This is a genomic window from Ochrobactrum sp. P6BSIII (assembly GCF_014138065.1).
Lineage (GTDB): Bacteria > Pseudomonadota > Alphaproteobacteria > Rhizobiales > Rhizobiaceae > Brucella.
Genome location: NZ_JACGXB010000009.1, coordinates 220738 through 233550 on the forward strand (window position 1 = coordinate 220738; position 12813 = coordinate 233550).

Sequence of the window (12813 nt, forward strand, 5' to 3'; positions counted from 1 at the left end):
AAGGACGAAACGACGTGCCGGTCTGACGAATGACATGATGCTAAAAGTGTAACGGTCACAATGAACTAGGCGGCTATATTCCCATGCGTTCGCGTAGTTGCTTCCGGTAGGAGCGTGACACTGGCCAAGCGCGGTCGATGGAGCGCATCTTGATCTGCCATTTGTCGATTTTTCTGCGGTCGACATCGATGACATGCAGCGTATTCACGAAGGCGGTTCTGTGTATCCTGAGAAAGACCTTTGACGGCAGCAGGCTGGACCACATGCCGAGCGAGCGGGAATCGAGCAGCATGGATCCATCTTCGAGCCAGATTTCACTGTAATTGCCAGCTGAGCGCACCCCGACGATGATTTCGGGATGAACCCCACGTACCACACCGCGATTTCTCAGATAGACGAGGGGAGAAGCGTTTTCCGGTGCGATTATCTTTTCAAGGGCGTGACCGGTCGAGTATTTTGCCTGTCCGATGAGATTGGCGCACTGAAACAGGGCTTTGACTTCGCTGGCCGACCATATCTTGTTTGCGACGGTCGTATCGAAGCCGATGATGCCGCGCAGTTTATTGTCATAGAATATGGGCACGCTCAGGACGCTTTTATTGCTCTGGCGGAGAAACTCCACCTGAATTGCGCGCGCTGTCCGGGGCAGGTCTGTCACGTCGTGGACCGCCACCGCATGGCCCAGAACCAGATATTTGTGCAGCCAGGCGATGAGTGTTGTCGGCGTTTCCTGAAGTTCGGAAATATAGGCCTTAGTTTGCCCCCGGCACCATTCATGGGTGTTGCAGAACCGAAGCAGGTCTGGCCGGTACTCGATCATCCATGCCCGGTCGGCGTTCGATGCCGTGCCCATCAGGGCGAGTTGTTCGGATATAGCTTCATCGACGGCATATTTGAGCAGGCTCATGCCGCAGAGATAGGGCCAGTCCAGCGAGGCGCTACGCTCAAGATCCGCCTTGGCGTGAATCCTGTAAGAGCCTAGGTCTTCTGACACGTCGGTCTGGAGCATGGCTTTTCCCCCGCCCAGCCCGGAAATCGAGTGAAATGGCGTGGGGTGTTTCCCTATCCGATTGGATGCCCCCGCATCATTTGCACCAACCAAAAGGGGTGAGCCTACTGCTGATGAATTAGCAACATCAGTTTTGCTCCAACGAAGGGCTTAGTCAAACTCTAGATGTAAGTTGAATAGGTTATTAAGATCACGACGAGAGTTATTGAAGTTTTTGTTGGCGCAACGAGGTAAAATAATGACGCGGATCTGCCATATCAAACTGATTGCTATTTGATAGCTAACAGCGATGAGGCGAAAATGAAAAACAGCTAAATTGTTGATTTTTTTGGTGCCGCTTGCGTGACTCGAACACGCGACCCCATCATTACGAAAACTACCTTTAACTGTTTTCCGATGTTTTCCACATCCCGATTGAAATTTATTTATCCATATAAAACAAGGCGTTGTATCATTCTGATTGCCGATTGAGTTTTCCGCCGCCTTCCCAATCTTCCGAATTTATGGTGAGTATTTTGTGAGTTACCTGTGAGTATGCGGTGAGTAATTTGCCACTCCTCACTCGGGAGAATGTCGCTTCTTTGAAAAATAATGTCGCATCGTGGCATCAAAAAGCGTCGTTTGGCCTACTCACAGGACCCCATTTCTTGGAGTGTTGGAGTCCCGTATTGCCAAAATTGACCAAAACAGTTGTCGAAAGTTCCCCGCCAAAAAGCAAGCAATACATCATTTGGTGTTCCGATTTGAAGGGTTTCGGAGTTTCTATAAACCCGGCTGGCTCCCGCTCATATGTTGTGGATTATCGGACGGCTGAAGGTACGCGGCGGCGTATGACCATTGGTCGGCACGGGCCACTCACGACCGAAGAAGCGCGAAAGCTGGCAATCAAGACGCTCGGCAGCACCATACAGGGCGAGGACCCGCAGCTGGAGCGGAAGACGCGCCGGAAATCCCTGACGGTGGCAGAGCTTTGCCAGCAGTATTTCGAACTGGCGGATAAAGGCTTGATTATCGGGCGAGGCGGTCGGCCTAAAAAGCAACTGTCCATCGACACAGATCGCAGCATGATAAATGCCCATGCTGTGCCCTTACTAGGCAATAAGCTGGTAATCGATCTTCAACGATCCGACATTGTGAAGTTTATCCGTGACATTTCATCCGGGAAGACCGCAAAGGCCAAAACCGCCTCGGGTAAACTCCGGGGCAGAGTTCGCGTTTCAGGTGGCACAGGATCCGCGACGCGAACGGTTGCGGCACTGGGCGCTGTTTTGACCTATGCCGTCTCGGAAGGAATTATTGACGTAAACCCGACGCATGGCGTGAAGAAGCCAGCTGTTGGAAAACGCGAGCGCCGATTGACGCCCGATGAGTATGCGGCGTTCGGCCAGGTATTAAGGGATGCGGATCACGATGAAATCAAGGCATGGCAAGGCATTGCGTCCTTGCGGCTTGTGGCGTTCACCGGTTGTCGAGTTGGCGAAATTGAGAAGTTGAAATGGTCGGAAGTCGATTTTGAGAATAGCGTTCTTAAGCTGGAGGACACAAAAACCGGAAAATCGGTGCGACCTCTCGGGAAACCCGGCCATCGTCTTCTGAAGAACATCGAGCGCGATCCAGACAATGAATATGTTTTCCCAGCTGCAAGGCTGGAGAGCAGGCCTTACGCGGGCCTCAAACGCTTCTATCGAGGGATATTCAAGGCGTCTGGCTTTGATGATGTCACCCCGCATGTGCTTCGCCATTCGTTCGCGAGCGTGGGGGCTGATCTGGGATTTTCGGATAGCACGATAGGCGCAATGCTCGGACATACGGGAGGGGGAATAACGAGTCGCTACACTCATCGGCTTGATAGTGTGTTGGTCGCAGCTGCGGACAAGATTGCGGAAGAAATCGAAAAGCAAATGGCCGGGAAAGCCCCGGCCAAATGATCAGCGTTCAGAAGTAGAGCGGACGGTGAGCGATAATCGTTCGTCGGCCCAATTGTCCAAATCGTCTTTGTGGTAGAGAGGGAACCGGCCTTGATATTGCATCGCTGGACCGCCGCCGACGCTGGCAAGCTTCTCCAGTGTGGCATAGGCGATATCGATACCGTGTTTTGTGCGCAGATATTCCGGAACATCCTTCCGACGCAGGCGAGGGCGGTCGTTCATTGGTCCTCTCCCATATTTCGGTACCTGATCAATACGAAAGCGGGTTCGTGGCTAACGTGGGCGTGGAAAACCTCACCATGCTGTTGCCCCATGAGGAAAGCCAAATCGTCTGCGGCTTCCTGAATTGTGCGAGCGATAGCCTGTCCATTTTGGACAGATTGACGGAAGGCGTCCGCCACCAGCTTTTTGTTGATCGAAGTCATTGAACAGCCTCTAATGCCTTGATCATGTCTGCATGGGCTTTAAAGGCTCGGCGGCACGTATCAGATGTGGCGAAAATTATTTCATCGCGAAGGCCAGTGGATAGGCAAAAGACATACTGGCCATGCTCGTTCTTGCTGGCGAATGACAAGGACAGCCATTTTTCAACCATTCCCTCCATGATGGTAGCCATGTTCTTTAGCTCCCAGAGAGCGCCGTTCAGGTCTTCGAGGCGCACACATGCATCTTCTGACAAGCGTTGCTCATTTTCAGGCAAACCTTCGGCGTTAGCCGGAATGGTACGTTCCGTCATTGGGTTTCTCCCGCATCGGCAGTATTCACAGCCAGCGCTGACCAGAAAAAGCTCAACAGGCTTTGGGGTGTCGTAAACTCGAACGAAGGGGCTTTCTTCGACATATCGAACAAATGCTGCGCAACCGCCTTGATATCCGCTAGATTGTGAAATTGAACCGAAAAAAGCTCGTCAGTAATTTCATCCAGCTTCTCTGTAGCGGTCACGATGCCTCGGTCAAGTTCATCTATTCCGCTGTCACGATAAGCCTTCTGTACGCGGCGAAGCTCTTGGATAGCCCTGACTTTGACCGTCTGGAACTGTCGTCTGATCCGTTCTTTGTGTGGTTCGTTCATGATCCCGGCGCAGTACCGGTCGCGGTAATAGTTAATTACGGCGATTAAATTTTCTTCGCTCCTAACGAAGTAGGGGGTTCTCGGGAGAGCTTCGCGAGGGCCGTTCGCATCGACGTATTGTGCGAGATTGAGGCTATCGCTAGCAAACCCACTGTCTTGCTCAGCGTCATTGAACATCTGCATCAGGCTTTCGCACCCTGTAGCCACATGCTTGTGGCGTGCAATCAAGTCTATGACCGCTGTGGAGGCCGCTATTTGAGAGGCGGCTGGATTTCCGGCTAAGCCGGTGCTATATGAATTGCTGTCCATAATACCTCCGATGGCGTTTGGACGTTTCGGAGCCGCCTGCCAGCGGCTACTGATCTTGAAAGCGGCGATTGAACGGGCCTGCCAGCCTATTCGGTTGCCGTTTTCGCTTGTGGGGAAGGCTTGAGAGCATTCCTCAAGTGGAAAACAATTTCCGCATTCATTGTTCTGCAGCTTTCCTTTGCCGCTTTCTGAATTTGATCCCGCATCCCGTCAGGGAGGCGTATAATCACTTTGTCCTGTCCTTGTCTCATTCCTTCCTCGCTAATGAATGGCTATTAGCCACTCGTTAACCATGGCTAATAGCTATTCTTGTGTCAAGCAATAAAGTATGGCTAATAGCCTTCATGACAAAAGAAGCGCTTCAGCCCCAAGATAAATACGTTCTGCGCCTTCCAGACGGTATGCGTGACCGCATCAAGTTGGCAGCGGAGAAGAATAACCGGTCAATGAACGCGGAGATTATTGCAACGCTTGAGGAGGCGTATCCGTCTTCCCTTCCGGCACCGTATTTCTTCCCCGGTTCGGATACTGGCATGTTGGTCCTCCATTGGAATTCACGCTCTTGGATTGCGGTTGACTGGGATAGTTGGCAGCATTTGAGGCTTGGAGAGGTGAACGCGAGTTTACTTCCAGATATGTCCGATCAAAACAATTACTTCGTGATCGTGGTTCTGGATAAGAACGGGAAGCTCTGGAACCTCATTGCTAGTAACCTCCGTATTGATGGCAACCGATTTGACGACGCAGGTTTCTATCTCCTGACGAAAGATGAAAGATCCGAATATAGTCGCCTTATGTCCTCTCCCACTGCGACCGCAATTGATGAAAAACGCTTACATGATCTTCGTGAGAAGATGATCAAAGCCTACCATTTGCCCTCAGACGCCATACTTAAGCTAAGAGAGGTGCTGATGGGCGTTGCCCCTGCTCGTGTGGTGGATAAGCTCATTGAAGATAGGCTTATAGAAGCCTCTCCTTAAACATCATTTTCATTTGCAGATCGGCGCGCCCTCGTGGCGGGCTTCTTCGTGCTGACTGCAATAATAAAGCCACGCTTGATTTCTAATGTCAAGCGTGGCTTTATATTTTGTGTGACTATAGGGCTTTCGACTAGTCCGTACGGTAAAATCTTCTAGTTTCCCGCACAACGCCGACCACAAACCCAGGATTATTATTATCTACGATGATTGGGTTCCCAGCATCCGCGCTGAGCCGTTTGAGTGAGAATATCGGTGCTCTGTGCTCGTTAAATCCCATTGGTTCATATACACCTAGGCGCACCACTGGAAAATTTTCCATTTTAATAACTACAAAGTCCCCACGCTCCGGTGCTCTGCCCGTGTCGATTATTACGATATCACCAGAGGCGATATCGGGTCGCATGGAGTAATCAATAACTTTTAGTGCGTATATTTCTCCCTTTGGCTTCCAATGAACACCAAATAGATGTTCTGGTATTAATCCTTTAGTATTCTCCTCGGAAAATAGATCAAAATTATATAAATGCCAATCAGCGTGGTCGTTCCACTTCACGAGTGGAGCAAGAGCCATTCCTGATGTATCTCTTGCATTGACTAATACGGAATGAAGATCAACTTTATCTTGTATTTGTAGGTTGATGAACTTTGATAGTTGCATAAGATTTCCGCTGCTGGGAAGGGTTCTTCCGTTTTCCCATTGAGATACGGCTTGCACGCTAACGCGCAAATAATCTGCAACATCTTGCTGCGTCTTTCCCGCCGACTTTCTCGCATTTTTGATGTCATCCGACAGCGACATAAACTGATCCCTTTATAAATAATGCTAATTATAAAGGCTTGCTTGATCAAAACAATCAAGCCAGACTTGAAAGTTTGGTTAAGCCATGCTTAAGTTCGGTGAACGCAAAATCAATGGACGGATCAATGACACCTCTGGACCAAGCCAAAAAAGCGCTGGGCTATTCGAAAGATCTGGCTCGTCGCTTAGGCGTCACGCCGCAAGCCATCAGTCAATGGAAAAACGTACCCGCATCAAGAGTGATCGCGGTGGAGCGTGCAACAGGTGTCAGTCGCCACGACTTAAGACCCGATCTCTATCCACGCGAAAACCTCGGTGAGTGAAATGCGTTTTATCACGCATGCGCATGCACGCGAGAAGCTGCTCGCCGGTGCCGCAAGATTTCCGTGTACCGCTGGCGGTCGCTCGATAATGCGTGAAGCCTATGAGTTTTCATTCATGCCGCACCCAGCAGAGGCTACACGGGTTTCAGACGTGGATTGGGATGCGGTCGCCGGGCAGATTAATGACATCCTTGAAGGCCGGGGGCGCAGCAATGGCTAAGTCCAAGGTAAGGCGCGTCGATTACGCGCCAGACGAGTATATTGCCGGTGTTGGCGGTGTTCTGCGCGCCGATGAGCAGGGCGTTTACTGGATGGTATGCACCCTCATCATGTCCGAAGGGCATGCCATTGAATATGATGCACGGCGGCTTGCTGCACTGTGCGTTCTCAGGCCGACCGATGTCAAAAAAATCATCGACCGGTTGGTGCAGCGCGGAAAACTGACGCTCCAAACTGACGGCAAATTGACCCAAAACCGTGCTCAAAGTGAAGTTGAAAAGTCCTTAAACCGTATTCAAACTGCAGCTGAAAACGGTTCAAAAGGCGGGCGACCTTCTGAAAAAAGCATGCAAAATCAACAGATGAAAAAACCAAACGGTTTATCTGACGAAAAAACTAACAAACAACAATCAACAAGCAACGACCAACAAGAGAAAGAAACTATCGTTTCTTTTGATCAATCACCACGCGCAAAGCGCATGGCGGAGTTGGATTTGGAATTCTCAGAAAAGTTTTGGCCCGCATATCCTCGAAAGGTTTCGAAAGGGGCGGCGGAGAAGGCATATCGAGCCGCAAGGCAAATTGCCACGCTTGATGAAATCATTTCTGGCGTGAACCGGTACGCGAAAAAACGCGCCGGGAAGGAAAAAGAATACACTGCCTACCCGGCAACTTGGCTTAATGCCAAAGGTTGGACTGACGAGCCAGAGGATAGCCGTGACCGGCAGGCGAACGGCGAGCCTTCTCGTGCATTTTTGTTCGGGCGAGGCTGACCATGAACGATATTCAGAACGCACTCGCACAACATGGAATTCATCTGCGCGACAGCCGACCGGGAAGCCACAAGGTCGTTTGCCCCCAATGTTCGTCAGGACGACGCAAGAAGAACGATCCGTGCTTGTCTGTCACGGTTGAGCCAGATGGCCGAGCCGTCTGGAAATGTCACCATTGCGATTTTGCTGGGGGCGCTGGTGGCGAGGGTTATAGGCCGCAACGTGAAAAGCGCGCCTATCGTAAGCCCGAGCGTGTTCAGGATCCGCAGCGGCCTGATAGCCTGTTCGCGTGGTTCAAGAACCGGGGCATCTCGCCAGACGTGGTTTTGCGTATGGGCATCTACAAAACCCGTGCTTGGTTTTCCCAGACCAATCAGGAAGAAGATTGCATAGCGTTCCCTTATGACTGGCAGGGCCAGCTTCGGAATGTGAAGTACCGCACAGCAAAGAAGGATTTTCGGCAGGAGAAAGACCCGGAACCGGTATTCTACAACGCGGACAGCATAGCCGAAGGCGAAGACCTGATTATTTGCGAAGGTGAGATTGACGTTCTCGCGTTTGTTGAGGCCGGGTTCAAGCACGTGGTGTCTTTGCCAAACGGTGCCCCATCGGGCCCGGAAACGAGCGATAAGCGGTATGAACCATTCGGCACCCATTGGGACGCGCTCATGAAGGTTCGTCGTGTTCTTATCGCTAGCGACATGGATGCGCCCGGTGAAATGCTCGCCCAAGAGATTGCAAAACGAGTTGGCCGTGACAGGTCGTTTCGAGTGCGAATGCCGAGCATCAACGATGTGCAGGTAAAGGACGGCAACGAATGCTTGGTCGATCATGGGCCAGACGTGTTGCGCGAGTGTGTCGATCAGGCGGAGCCGTGGCCTATTGATGGCCTGCACGAGGTGGATGATTTTTACGATGAGGTTATGGACCTCTATCATGGTCGCGGGCCGCAGCCACTATCGACGGGATTCGTAGAACTCGACAAAGCGTTCAGGTACATCCCGGGCCAGTTCATAGCAGTCACAGGAATTCCAAATCACGGCAAGTCTCGCGTAATTGATCAGATCGCAGTGCAGTCTGCGACATTGCGCGGTGAAAAGTGGGCCATGTTCTCGCCTGAAACCGGTGAGGGGAACCATATAGCCGATTTATGCGAGATTTGGGCGCGTGGACCGTTTTTCGATGGTCCAAACCCTCGCTTGTCCGAAAGAGATGTGAAGGCAGCTCTCAACTGGGTGCGTGAGCATTTTTTCATGATGGGTGCTGTTGAACATACCCCGTCGATTGATTGGCTTCTGGAGCGCGCCAGAGCCGCCGTTCTCCGGTATGGCGTCAAGAATATCGTCATCGATCCATATAACGAGCTGGAAGCCTCGCGGCCTGACAAACTGACTGAAACAGAATTCGTTTCGCAGTTAATTTCGAAGTGCAAGCGCTTCTCCAAGCACCACGAATGCACGGTCTGGATGGTGATCCACCCGACCAAACTGAAATCCAACAATGACGGTGGGAAAGAGCCTGTACCCGGGCTTTATGATTTGGCCGGTAGCGCTCATTGGCGGAACAAAGCTGATGCTGGCTTGGTCGTTTATCGCGATTACGAGGCAGAAGTTACCTATGTGATCGCCAAGAAGATCAGGCGACAGCCCATATGCGGCAGGCCGGGTTCGGTCAAACTGGAATTCATCGGCGCTGATCGACGCTTCAGAGATATTCCCGACAGCTACGCCTCACTCGGAAAGGAAAGCATATGAACCAGTTTTCGTCAGGAAAGAGGGAATTCGGACACGCTGAAACCATTGCTGAACGCAAGGCACGGCTCGCTTATGACAAAGCGCATCCTTGGCTCCCTGTCTCTGAGGCGAGTGTCAACGGCGCGGTTTGTGAACTGCAATTCAGCGACATGGTGGGCCATATCGATAGCGGACACCGTCGCTTTGTCCTTCTCGGGCTTGACCGTTGGAAGCTCCAAGTTTGGTGGCAAATCAATCCAATTGAGAGCGTTTTAGCCAGACCAATGTCTTTTCGAGAAACCGGCGCGAAAGTCAGCGACGAAAAGTTGAGGAGATTGCACCGGCTGGCGGATCGAAGCCTTATCGGTGGTCTGCAATCGATCAGCCCCAGCGTTCCACAGCAGCAAATTCAGGATCGGTAGGAACAGGCATGGCAGCAACATCGATCAGTAAAGACAAAGATTGGTACGTGATCCGTACAAACATCAAGTGCGAAGAGAAAGCCGCGAACAATCTACGGCTCGCTGGCTATGAAGCCTACTTGCCTCGCCAGCGTGTCGAGTTCATTCATAAGCGCACCAAGACCCGGGTAACGAAGGAGCGCGCATTGATGCAGCGCTATCTCTTTGTCGCCCAGCCAAGAGGACACGCAGACTGGTTTAAGCTGCGCAGATGCGAAGGGGTGGAGCGGGTTCTAGAAAGTGGCGGCTCTTATGTCCGGGTTTCAGCCAACGCGGTTGAAGCGCTGTTTCTGGCCGAACGTGACATGCAATTCGATGACACTCGGGAAGCCCGCATTTATCGCGAAGAAGAAGCGAAAACCAAGAAGGCAACGGCAAAGCTCAAATTCAGCAAAGGGCAATCTGTTTCAATGGTACGGGGCCCATTCATCGATATTACAGGCGTGGTGGAAGAAGTGACCAGCTCGGGCAAAATCAAGGTACTGCTCAACGCTCTGAATAGCTTTGTCCCGGTGGAAGTGGGATTTGACGACATATCCCCAGCCGCTTAAAAAAGCGCTTTGCGCTTTACCACGAACTCGGGTATACATTCAATCGGATGATTTGATGTTCAGATGCGGACCTCGCATGAGGGAATACTCGCCGGTCAAACCCAGCCGAGCCATAAGCGCATCGGTGCAGCATGGTTTTTTATGTTCAGAGTTAAGCGGCCTTGAGCCGCTTTTTTCGTATCCGTATGGCTGTAGGCAGTCGAGTATGAACAAGAAAAATTAAATTGCCCACCTGTCGCGTGTCGGCAGGCTCAAGGCTGGAATGCCTTGCTTTTTGCCGTCGCTCTTGGCTGGCACATTCCTACCCCAAGAGACGCTGGCAAATCCGAGGCCCGATGTTCCACCATCGGGCCTTACCAATTCCGAGCAACTGGCCTCTCATCTGGTCTCGGTGTGGTGTTATGAGAGTGACGCGGGAAAGGACCGTACCGTAATCAGCTAGCTGCAAAAGATTGCGCGTCGTTCACGATGGCGACGAAAAACAACCATCGTCTGAATTCGAGGGAAGTGCCTCAACGGAATGTGCGAGACGCGGTGAATGCCGAGGCCGTCCTCCCCGCAAGGGTGTAGAGTTACCGAGAGTTTTGGCGCTCGGCGCACACGAAATGCGATGTGGCACGGATCTCGGTATTGACCGGTAGGCTGCGCAGCTTAGGCATGAAAAGCCGGCCGCATCGCATACAATTCGAGTGGATAAACAGGCTCGCATGGCTCAACTGGATAGAGCATTGGACTTCGGTTCAGGGGTTGTAGGTTCAAATCCCGCTGCGAGCCTGCCACTCGGACAGTAAACACCGGATCAGCCTCTGTTTCATGCTTCCGGTGTCAGTAATCAGAACGGCGGCGCTGAGAGCGCTAGGTGACATAAGGCGAGCTTGCTGTGGTCACGTACAGGCACCGTCAAGTCGTTCTGACTAATGTGCAAAAAGTTCACATTACTTCAGCTGTCGCCTTCGGGTGGCGGCTTTTACACATTGTGAGGCAGGCGCTTAAACGCCTACCCCTAATTCTAATCTGGCAATGTTTGCGTAAAGTTATTTCTTCAGCTTCTCAGTATCTTTGATCTGAGTGGTGAAGCCGCCAGCTACCTTGCTCGCCGACTTATCAGCCGCCGCTGACTTGTCCTTCTTAGGTTTGCGTACTTCACGATTACTGCGTACTTGGCCTTTTGCCATGATGGAAACTTTCTTGCTTACGAGCGGAATGCTCCAGACCTGGACAGATATCCGTTCAGGCCATTGTGTTCAGTTTTAAGCGTATCACCAATTTCCAGCGGTTGTGTGGTAATTCGATAGATCAGATTGAACCAGAGACATGCTGATTGGCGGCACGAACCTAATGCTGCCGATACTCAATTTGATCAAAGATACGATAACTTCCACGACTTACCCGTACAAAAAGTGCGGTTTCAACCGGAAGTTTATCGGTGCAGTTATAAGCCAAGAAACTGAAATAACCTGTATAAGGCCAGCCCCTAATTATTGGGCGCAGGTCCTTGGCTGTAAATGGCTCTTTGAGGGTTCCATCGACGCGCACGGCAACTAAAACAAGTTGATAAGCTTTTTCTGTCGATAGCTTCATCACTCGACTGTATATAGATACTGAACAATTAGCAATCCAATGATCATTATTCGTTGAAAAACGCGTTTCAGCCCCGCCCTCGAGCGGTGTTTTCTGTTTCTACAAACCGACATGAGAAGCTGTGCTATGCTCGCAGATGGTCTCTGCAAGAGTGCGCCAGCATCGGCTGTTGATTATGTCCGGCTGTCATTCAGATCCCCTCAGTCAGTTATGAGGTGCGAATAGCAAAAGGATCGATATGGCTATCAATAGTGGCCCCATCCATCGAAAGTGACTGACTAGATTAGCTTGCCAGTCCTGTTTTCCAGCGAGCTTCAAGAAGCCGAAGCCAGTCGCGGTCATCCAAACGCCAGCAAAAAACATTATAATCTGATCGATATTTGCCATGTGTTCTCGATCCTTTGCAAAATTGGAATAAACCGTGGCTCTCGCAGCAAAGCAAGACGGATAACTCGCGGTGATAAGTGATTTCGGGCGCCTAACCGTTCTGGAACCGGCTCTCCTTATCCCTCCAGTCGCTCGGGCCTAGCTTTCGCTCATGGTTGTAGAGGCGAGCAGTCCGCACCGGGTGGCTCCCGGCGTGTGCGTCTCGGTATCAGAGCCATTGCGGTTTTGTGGACTATCTCAGCGATAACAGGTGTAAGTAATGGACGCTCTCTCCTCTGGGTTGTTCGCTGTCGTAGTGCTGGCAACCTTGATCGTGGTTATCGGGCATATCCAAGTGGTTAGGTTCATACGGGAATACGGGCAGCACCCTTTCTGTGGACCTGCGAGAAAGAAAGACAAGGCTATTCTCGTTGACCGGGAAGGCGTGGCTTATCTCCCGTCCCGTCGCGTGGTTCTGAAAGCCAAGGTGTAAGTGATGACAATCATCAGCAGTATGCGTCGGCACGAAACAGATCAAGGTGTCTACCGGATCCGCGATCTGCAAGATGAAACCGGACGATTTACCGGATGCGAGTATGCGGTAAAGGCTGAAGACTGTTGATTTGTACTGAGAAGTGACCCGGCATTTGCGCCGAGAATTGACCCGCCTGTTAGTTATGTTTCGGGTCGATAGTAGTGGTCAAGTTCCT

Annotated in this window: 17 protein-coding genes; 8 read left to right on the forward strand and 9 right to left on the reverse strand. The window is 51.4% G+C overall.

The genetic code is table 11. The features are described from left to right. Positions 1–73 precede the first annotated feature (73 nt). The gene (locus FHW00_RS14720; protein ID WP_176168389.1) at positions 74–1009 is read right to left on the reverse strand and encodes a LytTR family transcriptional regulator DNA-binding domain-containing protein; all 936 of its coding nucleotides are present in this window, start codon (positions 1007–1009) and stop codon (positions 74–76) included. A gap of 668 nt (positions 1010–1677) precedes the next feature. Between FHW00_RS14720 and FHW00_RS14725 the strand changes: the two genes are divergently transcribed. After that, positions 1678–2937, forward strand: a complete 1260-nt coding sequence (locus tag FHW00_RS14725; protein WP_078341220.1) for a tyrosine-type recombinase/integrase — start codon at positions 1678–1680, stop codon at positions 2935–2937. Here the strand turns inward: FHW00_RS14725 and FHW00_RS14730 are convergent, their stop codons facing one another. The 4 genes from FHW00_RS14730 to FHW00_RS14745 all read right to left on the reverse strand — a co-directional run bounded on the left by FHW00_RS14730 (position 2938) and on the right by FHW00_RS14745 (position 4568). Further along, on the reverse strand, positions 2938–3159 hold the full coding sequence (locus tag FHW00_RS14730) for a hypothetical protein (protein ID WP_078341213.1): 222 nt from the start codon (positions 3157–3159) through the stop codon (positions 2938–2940). It abuts the gene before it with no gap. 199 nt (positions 3160–3358) lie between these two features. Continuing rightward, positions 3359–3673: a hypothetical protein gene (locus FHW00_RS14735; RefSeq protein WP_078341211.1), complete on the reverse strand. Its 315-nt coding sequence runs from the start codon at positions 3671–3673 to the stop codon at positions 3359–3361. Continuing rightward, entirely contained in the window at positions 3670–4317 is a 648-nt protein-coding gene (locus tag FHW00_RS14740) for a hypothetical protein (RefSeq protein WP_078341210.1), read from the reverse strand. The genes FHW00_RS14735 and FHW00_RS14740 overlap by 4 nt, the downstream gene beginning before the upstream one ends. Before the next feature lie 86 nt (positions 4318–4403). After that, positions 4404–4568, reverse strand: a complete 165-nt coding sequence (locus tag FHW00_RS14745) for an Arc family DNA-binding protein (RefSeq protein ID WP_078341209.1) — start codon at positions 4566–4568, stop codon at positions 4404–4406. Between the two features lie 93 nt (positions 4569–4661). Between FHW00_RS14745 and FHW00_RS14750 the strand changes: the two genes are divergently transcribed. Continuing rightward, positions 4662–5297 (forward strand): Arc family DNA-binding protein, encoded by a 636-nt coding sequence (locus tag FHW00_RS14750; protein WP_078341208.1) that lies wholly within the window; start codon positions 4662–4664, stop codon positions 5295–5297. 130 nt (positions 5298–5427) lie between these two features. Here FHW00_RS14750 and FHW00_RS14755 read toward each other — a convergent pair whose 3' ends face one another. Further along, positions 5428–6096 (reverse strand): helix-turn-helix domain-containing protein, encoded by a 669-nt coding sequence (locus FHW00_RS14755; RefSeq protein ID WP_078341207.1) that lies wholly within the window; start codon positions 6094–6096, stop codon positions 5428–5430. A gap of 125 nt (positions 6097–6221) precedes the next feature. On the opposite strand from FHW00_RS14755, the gene FHW00_RS14760 reads away from it, so the two are divergent. The 6 genes from FHW00_RS14760 to nusG are packed head-to-tail and all read left to right on the forward strand — an operon-like array spanning position 6222 to position 10156. Further along, positions 6222–6419, forward strand: coding sequence for a transcriptional regulator (locus tag FHW00_RS14760; protein WP_078341219.1), 198 nt, complete (start codon positions 6222–6224; stop codon positions 6417–6419). Between the two features lies 1 nt (position 6420). Beyond that, entirely contained in the window at positions 6421–6639 is a 219-nt protein-coding gene (locus FHW00_RS14765; RefSeq protein WP_176168388.1) for a hypothetical protein, read from the forward strand. Beyond that, positions 6632–7411, forward strand: a complete 780-nt coding sequence (locus tag FHW00_RS14770; RefSeq protein ID WP_176168387.1) for a DUF1376 domain-containing protein — start codon at positions 6632–6634, stop codon at positions 7409–7411. Before FHW00_RS14765 ends, FHW00_RS14770 begins: the two co-directional genes overlap by 8 nt. Positions 7412–7413: 2 nt before the next feature. Beyond that, on the forward strand, positions 7414–9165 hold the full coding sequence (locus FHW00_RS14775) for a bifunctional DNA primase/helicase (RefSeq protein ID WP_078341205.1): 1752 nt from the start codon (positions 7414–7416) through the stop codon (positions 9163–9165). Further along, positions 9162–9566, forward strand: a complete 405-nt coding sequence (locus tag FHW00_RS14780) for a hypothetical protein (RefSeq protein WP_078341204.1) — start codon at positions 9162–9164, stop codon at positions 9564–9566. The genes FHW00_RS14775 and FHW00_RS14780 overlap by 4 nt, the downstream gene beginning before the upstream one ends. 8 nt (positions 9567–9574) lie before the next feature. Beyond that, on the forward strand, positions 9575–10156 hold the full coding sequence (gene nusG, locus FHW00_RS14785; RefSeq protein WP_078341203.1) for a transcription termination/antitermination protein NusG: 582 nt from the start codon (positions 9575–9577) through the stop codon (positions 10154–10156). 1034 nt (positions 10157–11190) lie between these two features. On the opposite strand, the gene FHW00_RS14790 is transcribed toward nusG, so the two are convergent. The 3 genes from FHW00_RS14790 to FHW00_RS24550 form a co-directional block, all read right to left on the reverse strand. Beyond that, on the reverse strand, positions 11191–11331 hold the full coding sequence (locus FHW00_RS14790; protein WP_176168386.1) for a hypothetical protein: 141 nt from the start codon (positions 11329–11331) through the stop codon (positions 11191–11193). 160 nt (positions 11332–11491) lie between these two features. After that, a complete protein-coding gene (locus tag FHW00_RS14795) occupies positions 11492–11737 on the reverse strand; it encodes a hypothetical protein (RefSeq protein WP_078341202.1) in 246 nt (81 codons plus the stop codon). Positions 11738–11941: 204 nt separating this feature from the next. Beyond that, positions 11942–12124, reverse strand: a complete 183-nt coding sequence (locus FHW00_RS24550; protein WP_078341201.1) for a hypothetical protein — start codon at positions 12122–12124, stop codon at positions 11942–11944. Between the last annotated feature and the right edge of the window lie 689 nt (positions 12125–12813).

Bases quoted from the DNA above. Each gene is read 5' to 3' on its own strand.
- FHW00_RS14720 (WP_176168389.1), bottom strand. From the start codon at position 1,009: ATGCTCCAGACCGACGTGTCAGAAGACCTAGGCTCTTACAGGATTCAC.
- FHW00_RS14730 (WP_078341213.1), bottom strand. From the start codon at position 3,159: ATGAACGACCGCCCTCGCCTGCGTCGGAAGGATGTTCCGGAATATCTG.
- FHW00_RS14735 (WP_078341211.1), bottom strand. From the start codon at position 3,673: ATGACGGAACGTACCATTCCGGCTAACGCCGAAGGTTTGCCTGAAAAT.
- FHW00_RS14740 (WP_078341210.1), bottom strand. From the start codon at position 4,317: ATGGACAGCAATTCATATAGCACCGGCTTAGCCGGAAATCCAGCCGCC.
- FHW00_RS14745 (WP_078341209.1), bottom strand. From the start codon at position 4,568: ATGAGACAAGGACAGGACAAAGTGATTATACGCCTCCCTGACGGGATG.
- FHW00_RS14750 (WP_078341208.1), top strand. From the start codon at position 4,662: ATGACAAAAGAAGCGCTTCAGCCCCAAGATAAATACGTTCTGCGCCTT.
- FHW00_RS14755 (WP_078341207.1), bottom strand. From the start codon at position 6,096: ATGTCGCTGTCGGATGACATCAAAAATGCGAGAAAGTCGGCGGGAAAG.
- FHW00_RS14760 (WP_078341219.1), top strand. From the start codon at position 6,222: ATGACACCTCTGGACCAAGCCAAAAAAGCGCTGGGCTATTCGAAAGAT.
- FHW00_RS14765 (WP_176168388.1), top strand. From the start codon at position 6,421: ATGCGTTTTATCACGCATGCGCATGCACGCGAGAAGCTGCTCGCCGGT.
- FHW00_RS14770 (WP_176168387.1), top strand. From the start codon at position 6,632: ATGGCTAAGTCCAAGGTAAGGCGCGTCGATTACGCGCCAGACGAGTAT.
- FHW00_RS14775 (WP_078341205.1), top strand. From the start codon at position 7,414: ATGAACGATATTCAGAACGCACTCGCACAACATGGAATTCATCTGCGC.
- FHW00_RS14780 (WP_078341204.1), top strand. From the start codon at position 9,162: ATGAACCAGTTTTCGTCAGGAAAGAGGGAATTCGGACACGCTGAAACC.
- nusG (WP_078341203.1), top strand. From the start codon at position 9,575: ATGGCAGCAACATCGATCAGTAAAGACAAAGATTGGTACGTGATCCGT.
- FHW00_RS14790 (WP_176168386.1), bottom strand. From the start codon at position 11,331: ATGGCAAAAGGCCAAGTACGCAGTAATCGTGAAGTACGCAAACCTAAG.
- FHW00_RS14795 (WP_078341202.1), bottom strand. From the start codon at position 11,737: ATGAAGCTATCGACAGAAAAAGCTTATCAACTTGTTTTAGTTGCCGTG.
- FHW00_RS24550 (WP_078341201.1), bottom strand. From the start codon at position 12,124: ATGGCAAATATCGATCAGATTATAATGTTTTTTGCTGGCGTTTGGATG.